Consider the following 13,424-nt stretch of genomic DNA (forward strand, 5'->3'; position numbering starts at 1 on the left):
GCGGTAGGCGAAAAGTCAAGAAAATAGTGGTTCGTCACTTCATCTTACGCCGATTCTTCTTACGGCGCAGATGATGCTGAAAATGACTAAATCAAGCCCTCTTTCATGGTGCGGACCCCGGAAAAGATTGCATTAAGTCAAAAACTCCTTGTTCCGTCCCTTGACTTTTATAATTTTTGCAGGAAGAATGAGTTTATTGACAAGGGGCCGTTTTGAACCATTTGTCAATACGGAGTGAGCAAGTTTTAGGAGGGGGCAGCGTTACGCGAGGCTTCTTGCTTATACGGCTCGTGTAATTAGTTATTCTTTGAAAGATGCTTTTATGCCAAAAGGTACCGTCAAGTGGTTCAATGATTCCAAAGGCTTCGGATTTATCACTCCGGACGATGGTGGTGAAGATTTGTTTGCCCATTTTTCCGCGATCCAGATGCAAGGTTTCAAGACCCTGAAAGAGGGTCAAAAAGTTCAGTTTGAAGTCACGCAGGGCCCGAAAGGCAAGCAGGCTTCGAACATCCAAGCAGCAGCCTGATTTACCGGATTGCCAAAAAGCTGAAACCCCGCGCTGGCGGGGTTTTTTTTCGCCTGTCCTACTTGGCCCGAGTACGAATAGGCTTCGTGGTAAGGAATTCAAAAGTCCTGCACGATTTGCAAGCGCCATGGCAGTTAGCTTTGCTTTAGGGAAGGTTTCGCCTAAAGTAGCGCGTCATGACCCTCCGCCAAAAAATTATCCTCTTTGCAATCACGCCGCTGGTTCTTTCTATGGTGTCGATTGCCATTGCGGTCCGCCACCAAGCCAATATCCTGGCGCAACAGCAACGTGCCTCGGTTGAGAGCGCGTATCTGGCCATCAAAGAAACCGAGCTTCGGCATTACACAGCACTGGCGACCCAGGCGATTGCTCATTTGTATAAATCGGGGCGGTCCGACAAAGCGACACTGGAAGAGGCAAAGCGCATTCTTGCCAAGCTCGAGTTTGGAGAAGACGGCTATTTCTTTCTATACGATATGGCCGGCAATAATCTGATGCATCCTCGTCAGCCCCAATTGATCGGCAAAAATCTGTGGGACATGAAAGACGCCAACGGCCGTCTTACCATACAAAACCTGATTTCCCGTGCGAAGAGTGGCGGAGGTTTTGAAAGATACCTTTGGGAAAAACCGTCAACAGGCAAGATCATGCCCAAGCTGGGCTATGTCGTGCCCCTTGAACGTTGGGGCTGGATGCTCGGCACCGGCCTTTATCTGGATGATGTCGATACAGCGATCGGCAAGATAGATGCCCAAATTTCTCGCAATATCCAAAACACCATGTTGTGGATCGCCGGCATTGCCATCACCGGGGCTTTGTTGATCACCATGTCGGGCTTGGTGCTGAATATTAGCGAATATCGGGTGGCTGATGCCAAGTTGAAAATGCTGGCGCAACGAGTGGTGCGCTCGCAAGAAGAAGAAAGAGCGAGGCTTGCGCGGGATTTGCACGACGGTATCAGCCAATGCCTCGTGTCAATCAAATTGCAAGTCGAAGCAGCCATCGCCAAGCTGAATCTTGCCCCTGCCAATGCGGCCAACGCCCAAACCGCCCTGAACCGGGCCGCCGAGCAATTGAACAATGTCTTGGGCGAAGTTCGCCGAATTTCCCATGGCTTGCGGCCCACCTTACTGGATGATATGGGACTGGCAGCAGCGCTGGATCACCTGGCGCAAGAGTTTTCCGAACATGCTTCGATTCCCACTGCCTTCAAGTCGCAGGGATCGCTGGAGGATCTCAGCGACGTCGGCACAACGGTACTGTTCCGAATTGCGCAGGAAAGCCTGACCAACATTCAGCGCCATGCCGGAGCCCATCATGCTCAAATACTGATCGAGGGTTCGGCTGAACGGGTACGGATGACGATTTCCGATGATGGCGCCGGTTTCGATCTCGAGCATGTCACGGGCCACCCCAAGCACGGCATCGGCCTGCGCAACATGCATGAACGCCTGGAAGCAGTCGGCGGAAACCTGCAATTGCTGTCTTCCGGCCAGGGCACCCAGGTCATCGCTACTCTTCCAAAAAGACTACGAGCTTATGTATAACCAGCCTTATGTCCATATCCTGTTGATCGACGATCATCCTCTGGTCAGGGACGGGCTGCGTTCCCGCTTGGAAAGCGTGCCACGCTTCACCGTCGTGGCCGAGGCCGGCAATGCCGAGGAGGCACTTCGCCATGCCGAGTCCAACACCATCGACTTGGCGTTGATGGATGTCAGCCTCGGCGGCATGAATGGCATTGAGCTGACCGGACGGTTCAACACCCTGTTTCCCGAAATTGCCATCCTCATGCTCAGCATGCACGACAAGGCCGAGTACGTAATGCAGGCGGTGCAGGCTGGCGCTCGCGGCTATGTGCTGAAGGATGCGCCAGCAGCCGACATCATCGCCGCCATCGACACCGTCATGTCAGGAGGTATTTACTACAGCGCGGGCTTGGCACGCCAACTGGCGCAACCCATCCCGCCCGCCACGCTGCTGACGCCGCGGGAGAAGGAAGTGCTGCACTCCATTGCGACCGGCAAATCCAATAAGCATATCGCCCGGGAGCTCAACCTCAGCGTGCGAACGGTGGAAACGCATCGGCAAAACATCAAGCGCAAGTTGGGCATCGAGGGGCAGGCCGACCTGATCCGCTTTGCGCTGGAGCAGACGATCATCAAATAGCAACCTGCAGCAAACCTGCGCCGCCAGAAAAAGCCGGACATCGTCCGGCTTTTTTTATGAACTCACTCCACCTGCATCTGTTCGATCATCGCTTCGCCAAAGCCGGAGCAGGACACCTGGGTCGCGCCTTCCATGAGGCGGGCAAAGTCATAGGTGACGCGCTTGGAAGAAATAGCCTTTTCCATTGAGGCGATGATCAGATCGGCCGCTTCCACCCAACCCATGTGCCGCAGCATCATCTCGGCCGACAGGATCAGCGAGCCGGGGTTCACGTAATCCTTGCCGGCGTACTTCGGCGCTGTGCCATGGGTGGCTTCGAACATGGCTACCGAATCGGAAAGATTGGCGCCAGGCGCAATGCCGATGCCGCCGACTTGGGCCGCCAATGCATCCGAGATATAGTCGCCGTTCAAGTTCAGCGTGGCGATCACGCTGTATTCCGCCGGACGCAGCAGGATCTGCTGCAGGAACGCATCCGCGATAACATCCTTGATGGTGATGTCGCGGCCGGTCTTCGGATTCTTGAACTTGCACCAAGGTCCGCCGTCGATCAGCTGAGCGCCGAATTCCCTCAGCGCCAGCTCATACCCCCAGTCACGGAAGCCGCCCTCGGTGAACTTCATGATATTGCCCTTGTGAACCAGGGTCACGGAGGGCTTGTCGTTGTCGATGGCATACTGGATTGCCTTGCGCACCAAGCGCTGCGTGCCTTCGCGCGATACCGGCTTGATCCCGATGCCGGAGCTTTGCGGGAAGCGGATCTTCTTCACGCCCATCTCGCGCACCAGGAAGTCGATCACTTTCTTCGCGCCTTCGGATCCTTCGGACCACTCGATGCCGGCATAGATATCCTCGGAGTTCTCGCGGAAGATGACCATATCGGTCTTTTCCGGCTCCCGCAGCGGCGAAGGAACGCCCTTGAAGTAGCGCACCGGGCGCAGGCAAACATAGAGATCCAGTTCCTGGCGCAGCGCCACATTGAGCGAGCGGATGCCTCCTCCGACAGGCGTCGTCAGCGGTCCCTTGATCGAAACCACGTAATCCTTCACTATCTGCAGCGTTTCCTCGGGCAGCCAGACATCTGGTCCATATATCTGAGTCGACTTCTCGCCGGCATAGATTTCCATCCAGCTGATCCTGCGCCTGTCGCCATAGGCCTTCGCAACGGCCGCATCCACCACTTTCAGCATCACCGGACTGATATCGATGCCGATTCCATCCCCCTCTATATAGGGCAGGATGGGATTGTCAGGAACGTTCAGCGAGAAATCTGCATTGACAGTGATTTTCTGGCCGTCGGCGGGGACTTTGACATGTTGATACATCATGGGCTCCGGATTGAGATGGGGCTGGGTCCTGATATCGATTATAGGTATGCGCTTTTCAATTTCCTATCGCAACGGCACCGGCATGGATTTCACGGGTCAACGACAGTGACAGCAACAAGCGCCGAAATGGCTCGAGACCGGCAAACGCGGACGAGCGGTTATGTATAAGACACAGGATAATCTTTCTGATTATGCATGAAGGCCCGCCCCGCCGCCATCGCGCCGCCACTGGCACAGATGACGTGCAAACCCTGGCACCGCTTGCCGGCCGGTAGAATCCTGATTTCCACCTCCGCGCAAGCCAACCGAATGCCGCTGATCCTGTTCAACAAGCCCTACAACGTCATGTGCCAGTTTTCGGCGCATCCGACACGGCCGACCCTAGCCGACCATATCGACCTGCCCGGCATATACCCCGCCGGGCGACTCGATGCCGACAGCGAAGGCTTGGTGCTGCTGACGAACGACGGCAAGCTGCAGCATGCCATTAGCCATCCGCAGCGCAAGCAGCCCAAGACTTACATCGTGCAGGTGGAGGGTGAAGCGGGTGCGGAACAGTTGAAGCGCCTGCGTCAGCCCATCGACCTCGGCGATTTTGTGACGCAGGAATGTGATGCCGTGAAGATCCTCCCGCCTGAATGGCTGTGGGAACGTCATCCCCCGGTGCGATGGCGCGTCAATCAGCCAACCAGCTGGCTGGCCATCACCCTGTCTGAAGGGAAGAATCGCCAAGTGCGGCGCATGACGGCTGCTGTCGGCTTGCCCACCCTGCGCCTAGTGCGCATTGCGATCGGCCCTTTCTCGCTCGAAAGCCATCCGCTGCTGCCGGGCGAATGGCGGGAAGTGCCGTCAGACGCATTCACCTGAGTGATTAGAACGTCAGCAGTTTGAGATCGAATGCCCGTTCCGCCAGCCATACCGCGGCCAGTGCGGCAATCAACAGCGAGCCGCCGATCAGAACCAGTCGGCGGTAAAAAGCCGTACGGCGCAGCAGATAGGCAATCGGCAGGAAAACCGCCACGATGGCCAGCTGGCCAGCTTCCACGCCGAGATTGAAGCCCACCAGCGCCAGCGCCAGCGCCTGCTGCGGCAGACCGAGATCGGCCAGCACGCTGGCGAAGCCGAAGCCGTGGATCAGGCCGAACAGAAAAGCCATTGCCCAGCGCCGCTCGCGGAACAGCGGAAACACGTTGTTGAGCGCCGCTGCCACGACGGATGCCGCGATGGTCGACTCGACCAGCCGCGACGGCAGGCTGATCAGTTTCAATGTCGCCAGGCTCAACGTGATCGAATGGGCAATCGTGAAAGCGGTCACGATCTTCAATACCGAGACGAAGGCCGGACGGAAAGCGGCCACCGCCTCCCATTTGCCTGCTTGCCGGTAGGCGACTGCCGGCAGGAGCAATGCCAGCAAAAACAGGATATGGTCGAAGCCGATCCAGATATGCCAGACGCCCTCCCGGCCGTAATCCAGAAACTGTCCGAGGGCGCTGGGTTTTTCGAGAGTGAAGCGCTGACTCGCTTTCTCGGGGGTGAATACGGCGGTGCTGGCCGCGCCGCCGTATTCCAGGCGCAGCAAGCCCTTGTGCTGCGGATCGATGTCGAAGAACAGGCGATAGGTTGCCTCGAGAACGCCGACCGGCGCCGGACAATCGGCCCGGAAGCGTATTACGGCATAGGCGCCATCGGTATGGTCGTCGATCAGATGATCCGTGACTTGGGTCGGGCAATCGGCGCCGTCGCTCCCCAGCCGCAAGCGTGCCAGCGCATAGGCATCGATTTCAGCGTGCTTTGCCTTGACTTCGCCCCACGTGATCGCGGCATCGCCGTTGGCGTCGAGGCCGATGGCGAAATCCAGGTCGCGCAGTGCGATATCCCATTGCCCATTTACCGCCCTGCCATCGACGGCCAGCGCCAGATAGCTGTCGCTCGGCTTGTGCGCCTGCGCGGGGTTGGCGAGCAGGCAGGCGGCTAGCCACAATAAGGCGACTTGCCACCTCATTTGCGGCCGCCCTTCAGCCGGCGCGCCAAGTCCTGCAGGTAGCGGTCTTCGATATGACTGCTTTCCACCCAGCCCACGACCGGCGCGGCAGCGGCCGGATCATTGGCGGCGAGGGCTGCCTCGAGATAGATGCGGGCGTCCCGCGGCTCCAGTTGCACGGTCCAGTTTTCCCGGGCCAGTTCCAGCGCCTTCTTCGGGTTCTTGCGCACGTAGAGATGAAACCGCGCTTCCTCCTGCTGGTGAACGTTTTCGCCGCGCATCTGGGACGCGACGAAGCGCGCTTCCATCGCATCCGCCTTTTCCTTGGCGGTGGGCAGATCGAGCGCCTGCTCGGCCATGACAATACGCAGCAGCAGCACGTCGGAACGCTCGCGATTCTTCAGCAGGCGCAGCACCTCGGCGGCACGCTTCTGATCCAGCATGAGGTCAGCATAGGCTGCCAGCAGGAAGCCGTCGGTGATGTCATAGGACAGCGCCTGGCGGAAATGCCGTTCGGCCAACTTGGTGTTTTCAAGCCGCCACGCCAATTCGCCCAGTCGAATATTGGCCCACAGCTTGTCGGAAGGCGAAGCTTCCGGATGCTGATCGAGCACCGTCGTGAGCCGGTCATAGGCAGCTGCCGCCTTGCCGGTCAATCCGTCGACCATGGCGCCGCATCCCGCGGACACGACCGGACTGACCAATCCATCGAGAGCGGCGCAATCAGCTGCCGCTTGCGGGTAGCGCGCCTGCACGATGTGGATGATGGCACGCAGGATGCGAGCCTCGGCATTGCGTGGATTTCGGGCCAGGACGGCATCGAGATCGGCCAGGGAGCCCGTGAAGTCATGCCGGAATTGGCGAATGCTGGCCCGGAGGATTTGCACCGCTTCCGGCGGCGGGTTCAAGTTCCACCATGGAGCGAGCGCCGCTTCCGCATAGCCGAGGTAGCGCGGATCACCTTCTTCACCCACCAAGCCGTAGTAGCGGCGCGCCAGGCGTATGGCGGAATCGATGTCATTGGGGTTGGCTTTCAGCCTTGCTCGCAGATCGGAGAGTTCGCGGGCGATTGGGTCGTTCGGCCGAAACGGCAATCTCTCCAGCACCTGCTGATCCGAGTCGGGCACGTGAGGAGCGGCCGGAGAAACCGAGGGCAAGAGCAGCCAGCCTGCGCATAGAACGAGGAGACGAACCGATATCATGAAAGGGAGCGCCCGAACATTGCCCGAAATGAAATCCAGGAGGAAACGCATCATAGCAACGGCTCGTGGCCACAGCAATGAGGAGCTCAGTTCAATCCGTCTTCAGTTGATTCTCACCCATCGTTTTTGCAGGCAAATTTTTATGTTAATGTGTCAACCGGGTGTGTTGACTGACGTTAACTTATTTGCTTCAAGTGAATCACCCAATCACCTACACGTTAATTAGAGGAATAAAAATGAATAAACTGATTGCCGCTCTGGTTGCAAGCCTGTTCGCCACCTCTGTTTTCGCCGCTGCGCATACCGGTGCTCCTGCCGCTGCTCCTGCTACTCCCGCCGCGCCCGCTGCTGCTTCTGCCGATGCACCTAAAGCCGACGCCGCCGCCCCGAAGAAAAAAGCCAAAAAGGCGAAGAAGTCCAAGAAAGCCAAGGCTGCTTCCAGCGACACCGCTGCAGCCAAGTAATACGATCTTCGATCGGTCAAGGGCAGGCAAAACGCCTGCCTTTTTCTTTTGCGTCGATGCCGACGACACATCCCTTCCCTGCCAGCCCCGTACAATACGATACGGCAGCCAGTCTGCCCGCGTAGCGTCAGCCACAGCCTATTAACTCCATCATTCTCACGACATGGCTCTTTTCCCTCGTTACTTTCGCATGGCTGCCGGCTGCCTAGCGCTGGCAGCCTCCAGCATCGCATTGGCTCAGCAAGCGACCAAATTTCCCGTAATCTCGCTCAACGCCGGCATGTATGTGATCCGCGCGGAGGTTGCTGCACGCGATGCGGAGCGCCAGCAGGGATTGATGTTTCGGGAAAAGATGGGCGCCAACGAAGGAATGGTTTTTCTATTTGAGGCGCCAGCCGGCGTTTGCATGTGGATGAAGAACACCCTGATTCCATTGTCGGTCGCTTTTATCGACGAAAATGGGCAAATCGTCAACATCGAGGACATGCAACCCCAAACCCTGGATTCGCATTGCGCCCGCAAGCCGGTACGCTATGCGCTCGAGATGAACCAGGGCTGGTTCAAGAGCAAGAACATCAAGCCAGGCATGCGAATCGAAGGGCTGCCGCGCTGATTGACTGACCTGAAGACGACTCGGCGCCAAGGACAGCACGGCGGGCGGGCCATACCGCTGCGCCTAAACGAAGAACAAAAAAGGCAGGCGTCCAAGAAAAGACAACACAAACGACGAAACCCGCACGATTTCTCATGCGGGTTTCGTCATATCAGCTTTTCAGCAGGTTCAACGGCGATTCGCCGCGAACCGAACAAGTCCTATTAAGCGGACATTGCCTTCAGGGCAGCGGCGAGGCGGCTCTTGTGGCGCGCAGCCTTGTTCTTGTGGATGATCTTCTTGTCGGCGATACGGTCAAGCACGGACACGGAAGACTGGAACACCTGGGAAGCGGCGGCCTTGTCACCGGCTTCGATTGCCTTGCGGACGGCCTTGATGGCGGTGCGCAGAGCGGAGCGCTGGCTGGAATTGTGTGCGTTTTGCTTGACTGCTTGACGAGCGCGTTTGCGCGCTTGTGCGGTATTTGCCATGAATATTTCCTAAAACGAGATCGGAGATGAGTTCGCAATCCCTAGTGAAATCGCGACACAAAATTCTGTAAAGCCGTTGATTATATCGGCTTTTTGGAAGTCAGGCAATTATGATCCTGGGGCAGCTTCGGAAAGGCCTTCCGATAGCGCCCAGAAACATGCCGTCATTCGTGGCGCAGGAACAGATCAGCATCTGAAATTTGGAGGCCCGAATCCGGCGGGCAACCCTGCCGCTATAATGGCGCCCCATGAATCTGCACAAAACGCTTGCCGCGATTTCCGGCATGACCATGATTTCGCGCGTCACGGGCTTGCTGCGTGAATTCCTGATCGCCCGCGCCTTCGGCGCTTCGGCCTACACCGACGCCTTCTTCGTCGCCTTCCGCATCCCCAACCTGCTGCGCCGGCTGTTTGCCGAAGGAGCGTTTTCCCAGGCATTCGTGCCGATCCTGGCGGAATACAAGAATCGCCAGGGAGAAGATGCCACCCGGCGGCTCACCGACCATGTCGCCACGGTGCTGACCTGGAGCCTGGTGCTGACTTGCGCCGTTGGCATTCTCGGTGCGCCCGCCTTTGTCTACCTGATCGCCACCGGCTTGCAGTCCGATCCTGAAGCCTTCCGGGTTTCGGTCGTGATGACGCGCATCATGTTCCCCTATATCGGCTTCATGTCCTTCGTGGCGCTGGCAGGCGGCATCCTCAATACCTGGCGCCAGTTCAAGATACCCGCCTTCACGCCGGTATTGCTGAATCTGTCATTCATCTTCGCTTCGCTGTTCGTCGCGCCTTATTTGGCGCAGCCGGTATATGCGCTGGCGCTGGCGGTGTTCGTAGGCGGCGTACTGCAAATCGCGCTGCAGATTTCCCCATTGCGCCGCATCGGCATGCTGCCGCGCATTTCCTTCCGCCTGCGGGAAGCCTTCGCCGACGCCGGCACCAAGCGGGTATTGAAGCAAATGGTGCCGGCTACGGCCGCCGTGTCGGTGGCTCAAATCAGCTTGATCATCAATACCAACATTGCCTCGCGCCTCGACAACGGCAGCGTATCCTGGCTGTCCTATGCCGACCGCCTCATGGAGTTTCCCACCGCGCTGCTCGGCGTGGCGCTGGGCACCATCCTCCTGCCCAGCCTGGCCAAGGCGAATGCCGACGGCGATACCGAAGAGTATTCGTCCCTGCTCGATTGGGGCTTGCGCCTGACCTTCCTGCTGGCTCTACCGGCCGCCGTCATGCTGGCCACGCTGTCCGAGGCCTTGACCGCCACCCTCTTCCATTACGGCAAATTCGATCAGCAATCCGTGGTCATGACCGGCCGGGCGCTGATCGCCTACGGCGTCGGCCTGATCGGCCTCATCCTCGTCAAGATCCTGGCGCCTGGGTTCTACGCCAAACAGGATATCCGCACCCCGGTCAAGATCGCCATCATCGTGCTCATTCTTACCCAGCTGATGAACTTGGCCTTCGTCCCCTGGATTGCCCATGCCGGACTGGCACTGTCGGTCGGACTTGGGGCCTGCGTCAATGCGCTCTTCCTGTTCAATGGCCTGCGCCGGCGCGGCATCTACGTGCCCAACCCGGGTTGGACCAGTTTCCTGCTGAAACTGACAGGCGCGCTGTTTTTGCTCGGCGGCGTTTCGCTCTGGGCCGGCGCTCAAGTGGATTGGATAGGCATGCGCGCTCAGCCGCTGCTTCGCGCCGGCATGCTGGCCGGGGTGATGGTGGCCTGCGGCATCAGTTATTTCGGCGCACTCTTACTCATGGGATTCCGGGCACGGGATTTCAAGCGTACCAGCAAGTAAGACGTCCCGTTTTTTCGGGCAGCGGCCCTGTCATCGCAACTGCGAGCGGCTATGATGGTCTCTATATGATGATCCAATCGCTCGATTACTTTGCATCACTGGTGCAGCAGGACGATTCCATCCCCTTGTTCGAGGCTGCCCTGTCGATCGCCCAGGACGCCGATCCCTATCTCGACCTGGCAGCCGTGCAGGCCGAGGTCGATACCTTCGCCGCCCGCCTGCAGAAGCGCCTGGCGCCGGATGCCTCCAGCATCCAGAAGCTGCGTATGCTGAACCACTACTTCTACCAGGAATTGGGCTTCGCGGGAAACGTCAACAATTACTACGACCCGGACAACAGTTACCTTCACCGGGTGATTCATACCCGGCGCGGCATCCCGATCTCGCTGGCGGTGATCTACATGGAGATGGCGCAGCAGGTGGGATTGAACGTCAAGGGCATTTCGTTTCCCGGGCATTTCCTGATGAAACTGTCTGTACAGTCTGGCGATGTGGTGCTGGACCCGTTCAACGGCATCAGCCTGTCGCGGGAGGACCTCGAAGAGCGGCTGGAGCCCTTCACCCGCAACCAGGCCTATCCTGCCACGCTGCCGATCGGCGCTTACCTGCATGCAGCGCATCCGCGCGACATCCTGGTGCGCATGCTGCGCAACCTGAAAATGCTGTTCACGGAACAGCAGCGCTGGCAGCACCTGCTCGGCGTCCAGCAAAGGCTGGTTATCCTTCTGCCGGGCGAAGTGACCGAGCGCCGCGACCGCGGCCTGGCCTATGCCCACCTGGACGCGCCGCGGGAAGCGCTCGACGACCTGGAGGCTTACATCGACGAACGGCCTCATGCCTCGGACACGGAAGACCTTCGCCGGCGCCTGCCCGGCTTGCGGGACGCGCTGCGGCGCCTGCAGTAATGAACGCCGGCGCGGCGTTGGCTAGCCTTTGGCGCGCGCCTCCATCGCCTCCCATTTCTCCAGGCTTTCCATCAGCAATTCATCGATCTCGGCATAGCGTTCGTTGAGGCGCTGCGCCGCTGCCGGATCCTTCTGGTACAGGTCGGGGTCGGCAAGCTTCCGGGTAATGTCCTGCTGCTCGGTTTCGAGCGATTCGATCAGCGCCGGCAGCGCTTCCAGTTCGCGCTGCTCCTTGTAGCTCAGCTTCTTCGCCTTAACAGCCGAGGCAGCCGGTTCGGCAGCCCTGTTTTCCGCCTTCGGTTCCGGCTTTTGCGGCTTCGCCTGCACATTTGGCGCGGCAGCCGGACGCACCCGTTCCCAATCGCTGTAGCCGCCGACATATTCACGCCAGAGGCCATCGCCTTCAGCGACGATGACCTGGGTCACCACGTTGTCCAGGAAGGTACGGTCATGGCTGACGAGGAACACCGTTCCCGCATAGTCCTGCAGCAGCTCTTCCAGCAGCTCCAGGGTATCGATGTCGAGGTCATTGGTCGGCTCGTCAAGCACCAGCACGTTGGCCGGCTTGGCGAACAGGCGCGCCAGCAGCAGCCGGTTGCGCTCGCCGCCCGAGAGCGACTTCACCGGCGAGCGTGAGCGCTCCGGTGCGAACAGGAAGTCCGAGAGATAAGTCATCACGTGCCGGCGCTGGCCATTGATCTCGACCCAGTCGCTGCCCGGCGAGATGGTGTCGGCAAGACTGGCTTCATCGTTCAGCTGGGCGCGCATCTGATCGAAGTAGGCGATCTGCAGCCGGCTGCCCTGCTTCACCGTGCCGCCGTCCGGCGCTTCCTCGCCGAGAATGAGCTTGAGCAGCGTGGTTTTGCCGGCGCCGTTCGGACCGATCAGGCCGATCTTGTCGCCACGCAGGAGGGTTGAACTGAAGTCGCGCACGATGACCTTGTCGCCGTAGCGCTTGGATACGCCGATCAGTTCCGCGACCACTTTGCCGGAACGCTCGCCGGTGGCCACATCCAGCTTCACCTGGCCCTGCTGGTCACGCCGCGCAACGCGCGTGCGGCGCAATTCCTCCAGCCGCCTGACGCGTCCTTCATTGCGGGTGCGTCGCGCTTCCACGCCCTTGCGGATCCAGACTTCTTCCTGCGCCAGAAACTTGTCGAACTTGGCGTTCTCAATCGCTTCGATTTCCAGCTGTTCCGCCTTGCGCTGCTGGTAGGTACTGAAGTTGCCTGGAAAGGACAGCAGGCGGCCGCGGTCGAGTTCGACGATGCGGGTGGCGATGTTATCGAGGAAGGAGCGGTCGTGCGTGATGAACAGCACCGAGCCCTTGTACTCGCGCAGCAGGTTCTCCAGCCACAGGATGGAGGTGAAATCGAGATGGTTGGTCGGCTCGTCCAGCAGCAGCACGTCCGGCAGGCCGACCAGCGCGCAGGCCAATGCCACCCGTTTCTGCGTGCCGCCCGACAGCGTCCCGATCAGCGCATCGCCCGACAGGTTGAGGCGTGCCAGCGTGGTCTCCACCCGGTTCGACATGTTCCATGCGTCAGTCGCGTCAAGCTTCACCTGCAGGTCGTGCATGCGCTCCATGAGCGCCGCATCGTCGCTGCCGCCGAGGCGACCGGCGATGTCGTTGTACTCGTTGAGCAGTGCCTGGGTATCGCCGAGGCCCGAGGCGACCGCATCGAACACGTTCATCTCCGGCGGGAACTGCGGTTCCTGCTCGACGTACGCAATCTTCACGCCCTGCTGCATTACCATCAGGCCGTCGTCCAGCCTGGACCGGCCGGCAATAATCTTCAGCAAGGAAGACTTGCCGGTGCCATTGCGACCGATCAGTCCGACCCGTTCGCCGGCTTCGAGAGAAAACTCGGCATGATCCAGCAAGGCCACGTGGCCGAACGCGAGTTGTGCATTGGTTAAGGAGATGACCGCCATAAACGAACCTGGTACGCCCGGCGCGCCGG

13 protein-coding genes are annotated in these 13,424 nt (G+C 59.2%); 8 read left to right on the forward strand and 5 right to left on the reverse strand.

The features are described from left to right. Positions 1–322: 322 nt before the first annotated feature. The 3 genes from cspE to CHB88_RS05210 all read left to right on the forward strand — a co-directional run bounded on the left by cspE (position 323) and on the right by CHB88_RS05210 (position 2,698). Positions 323–529, forward strand: a complete 207-nt coding sequence (gene cspE / locus CHB88_RS05200; protein ID WP_089398220.1) for a transcription antiterminator/RNA stability regulator CspE — start codon at positions 323–325, stop codon at positions 527–529. Between the two features lie 176 nt (positions 530–705). Then, positions 706–2,076: a cache domain-containing protein gene (locus tag CHB88_RS05205; RefSeq protein ID WP_089398221.1), complete on the forward strand. Its 1,371-nt coding sequence runs from the start codon at positions 706–708 to the stop codon at positions 2,074–2,076. Beyond that, positions 2,069–2,698: a response regulator transcription factor gene (locus CHB88_RS05210; RefSeq protein WP_089398222.1), complete on the forward strand. Its 630-nt coding sequence runs from the start codon at positions 2,069–2,071 to the stop codon at positions 2,696–2,698. The genes CHB88_RS05205 and CHB88_RS05210 overlap by 8 nt, the downstream gene beginning before the upstream one ends. A 62-nt stretch (positions 2,699–2,760) precedes the next feature. On the opposite strand, the gene icd is transcribed toward CHB88_RS05210, so the two are convergent. Beyond that, positions 2,761–4,023, reverse strand: a complete 1,263-nt coding sequence (gene icd / locus CHB88_RS05215) for an NADP-dependent isocitrate dehydrogenase (RefSeq protein ID WP_089398502.1) — start codon at positions 4,021–4,023, stop codon at positions 2,761–2,763. A gap of 312 nt (positions 4,024–4,335) precedes the next feature. On the opposite strand from icd, the gene CHB88_RS05220 reads away from it, so the two are divergent. Further along, positions 4,336–4,893 (forward strand): pseudouridine synthase, encoded by a 558-nt coding sequence (locus CHB88_RS05220; RefSeq protein ID WP_089398223.1) that lies wholly within the window; start codon positions 4,336–4,338, stop codon positions 4,891–4,893. Between the two features lie 4 nt (positions 4,894–4,897). Here the strand turns inward: CHB88_RS05220 and CHB88_RS05225 are convergent, their stop codons facing one another. Then, positions 4,898–6,028 carry a HupE/UreJ family protein gene (locus CHB88_RS05225; protein WP_089398224.1) on the reverse strand — a complete coding sequence of 377 codons (1,131 nt, stop codon included), beginning with the start codon at positions 6,026–6,028 and terminating at the stop codon, positions 4,898–4,900. Beyond that, positions 6,025–7,134, reverse strand: a complete 1,110-nt coding sequence (locus tag CHB88_RS05230) for a tetratricopeptide repeat protein (protein ID WP_143131133.1) — start codon at positions 7,132–7,134, stop codon at positions 6,025–6,027. Before CHB88_RS05230 ends, CHB88_RS05225 begins: the two co-directional genes overlap by 4 nt. Before the next feature lie 311 nt (positions 7,135–7,445). Here CHB88_RS05230 and CHB88_RS05235 point away from each other — a divergent pair, with 311 nt between their 5' ends. Continuing rightward, positions 7,446–7,673, forward strand: coding sequence for a hypothetical protein (locus tag CHB88_RS05235; RefSeq protein WP_089398226.1), 228 nt, complete (start codon positions 7,446–7,448; stop codon positions 7,671–7,673). Positions 7,674–7,836: 163 nt separating this feature from the next. Then, positions 7,837–8,286 (forward strand): DUF192 domain-containing protein, encoded by a 450-nt coding sequence (locus CHB88_RS05240; protein WP_089398227.1) that lies wholly within the window; start codon positions 7,837–7,839, stop codon positions 8,284–8,286. A 203-nt stretch (positions 8,287–8,489) separates the two neighbouring features. Here the strand turns inward: CHB88_RS05240 and rpsT are convergent, their stop codons facing one another. Next, positions 8,490–8,756: a 30S ribosomal protein S20 gene (gene rpsT / locus CHB88_RS05245; protein ID WP_089398228.1), complete on the reverse strand. Its 267-nt coding sequence runs from the start codon at positions 8,754–8,756 to the stop codon at positions 8,490–8,492. A gap of 248 nt (positions 8,757–9,004) precedes the next feature. On the opposite strand from rpsT, the gene murJ reads away from it, so the two are divergent. Further along, positions 9,005–10,555, forward strand: coding sequence for a murein biosynthesis integral membrane protein MurJ (murJ, locus tag CHB88_RS05250; RefSeq protein WP_089398229.1), 1,551 nt, complete (start codon positions 9,005–9,007; stop codon positions 10,553–10,555). Between the two features lie 65 nt (positions 10,556–10,620). Further along, positions 10,621–11,460 carry a SirB1 family protein gene (locus tag CHB88_RS05255; RefSeq protein WP_089398230.1) on the forward strand — a complete coding sequence of 280 codons (840 nt, stop codon included), beginning with the start codon at positions 10,621–10,623 and terminating at the stop codon, positions 11,458–11,460. A 21-nt stretch (positions 11,461–11,481) separates the two neighbouring features. Here the strand turns inward: CHB88_RS05255 and CHB88_RS05260 are convergent, their stop codons facing one another. Beyond that, the gene (locus tag CHB88_RS05260) at positions 11,482–13,395 is read right to left on the reverse strand and encodes an ATP-binding cassette domain-containing protein (protein WP_089398231.1); all 1,914 of its coding nucleotides are present in this window, start codon (positions 13,393–13,395) and stop codon (positions 11,482–11,484) included. Positions 13,396–13,424 lie beyond the last annotated feature (29 nt).

Origin of the sequence: Noviherbaspirillum humi, from assembly GCF_900188095.1 — a bacterium.
Taxonomy (GTDB): domain Bacteria; phylum Pseudomonadota; class Gammaproteobacteria; order Burkholderiales; family Burkholderiaceae_D; genus Noviherbaspirillum; species Noviherbaspirillum humi.